Genomic DNA, 1,528 nt, shown 5'->3' with positions numbered 1-1,528 from the left:
CTCTTTCATCAACGCCTCCACTACACCTATTATTCAGGTTTTACGAAATAATCTTCACCAAATTACCCATAGCACTACTGGTTGCTGCATCTAGGTGAAGACTACCATGCTTGATTCCTTGATGTTGCGTAAAGGGTTGCTTAAGAAAATGACTTGCAGATATGTTAACTGGTTTGACGTTTATTGGTGAGGCGGCGGGGACATTTAACATTGCCGCTTCCAGTTGACCATTAATTTCACTCGTAATCACATTGACCATTGCTTTTAAGCCAGGTATACTCCAAGAACGACCTTGATGCTTTAATCGGTACGTAAAACGACGATGGTTACTTTCACAACCACCCAAGCACACATTTTCAGCCGTTAAGCTGCGCTCAACAGCTGGTTTTAAGTAATTCCAATTACGCTTCAAATAACGCCGTAAAAGTTGAATTGACTCAAGACTATCTGTATCGCTAGCTATTGATTCACAAGTATCAAGAATAACCTGAATTTGGTCACTATCCCAATTATGAACAGCCTGAAATAACATATTTTGTAGTTTCTTAGGCATCATGCTTAATCGCTTACGAATTTTTCGATTCAAGTGATAACAATCTAAAAAATGTTCATGTTTTTTTGCCCCAATTGCTAATTCATCAAAGCAGGATGGTTCATAACCACTGCCATTATCGCTACCGGTGATCACCGTAGTGTGTTGTAAATCATAGTTTTGACTTAAATAATCTTGTGCTTGCTTAAAAACTACTCGGCGGTTTAATCCTGTAAACACATGCCGGTTTAGCGTCTGTCGGCGCTGGCCATTTTGGGTAATGCCTTCCGTTAATTGAAGTCGGTGCACGAAGATATTCTTATGGTGGTGTTTAGCCTTTATGGCGACACAAAAGGCATCACCTTCTAGATATAAATAAGGAACTTGACGTTTCTTTGCTACAGTTACTAACGTGGTTTCTTCACGCTGCTTTTCACATTGCGTACCTGCTGTTTGATAAAGTTGACCAACTTTCTGATGACTGATAGAAAGTGGGGTTAAAAGGTTAACAGCCAAAGCTGTTGTCCGTAAAACACTATGTGAAGCTAGCTTGGCAACCTTTTCGACCATTAAGGGTGAAAATCTACTTCGTGGAATTAACTGCAAATAACGATCTAAAGGAAATACATATTTTTTATCAGTTAGTTTCACTAACCGGCGTTTGAAAGTCACGGCCCCACACATAAAATTCAAAGTTCTTTCGCGCTTGCCCACAATTTCTTGGTATTCTGTTTCGCCAATTAGAAGATCATCAAGATCTTCTAACGCCTGGCCTAAGGCAGTGGCAATCAACGTCTGACACTGCATCATTAAATTCTGTTCCGCATCAAATAAATTATTACTATCCTTTAAAACTGTCATGATTTCTGTTAATATTTGAGACATGAAGACCGTTACCTCCTAATTTTTGGCTGCTATACCTAATTAGAAGATTAACGGTCTTCTCTTGTTTTGAAAAGACTTTTTTTCACTTTCCTACTAAAACTTTACACTAAC

The 1,528-nt window shown here is 38.8% G+C and carries 1 protein-coding gene; it reads right to left on the bottom strand.

Going from position 1 to position 1,528, the window contains the following annotated elements:
- Window positions 1-40 precede the first annotated feature (40 nt).
- On the bottom strand, window positions 41-1,417 hold the full coding sequence (locus IV84_RS10365; RefSeq protein ID WP_056986623.1) for an ISLre2 family transposase: 1,377 nt from the start codon (window positions 1,415-1,417) through the stop codon (window positions 41-43).
- Window positions 1,418-1,528: the final 111 nt, after the last annotated feature.

The sequence above is a fragment of the Pediococcus damnosus genome, from assembly GCF_001437255.1.
In the GTDB taxonomy this organism is placed as follows: Bacteria; Bacillota; Bacilli; order Lactobacillales; family Lactobacillaceae; genus Pediococcus; species Pediococcus damnosus.
This window is presented reverse-complemented; position numbering and strand designations above follow the sequence as displayed.

What these genes read in the sequence shown, in the direction of transcription:
- IV84_RS10365 (WP_056986623.1), bottom strand. Translation starts at nt 1,417, where the DNA reads ATGTCTCAAATATTAACAGAAATCATGACAGTTTTAAAGGATAGTAAT.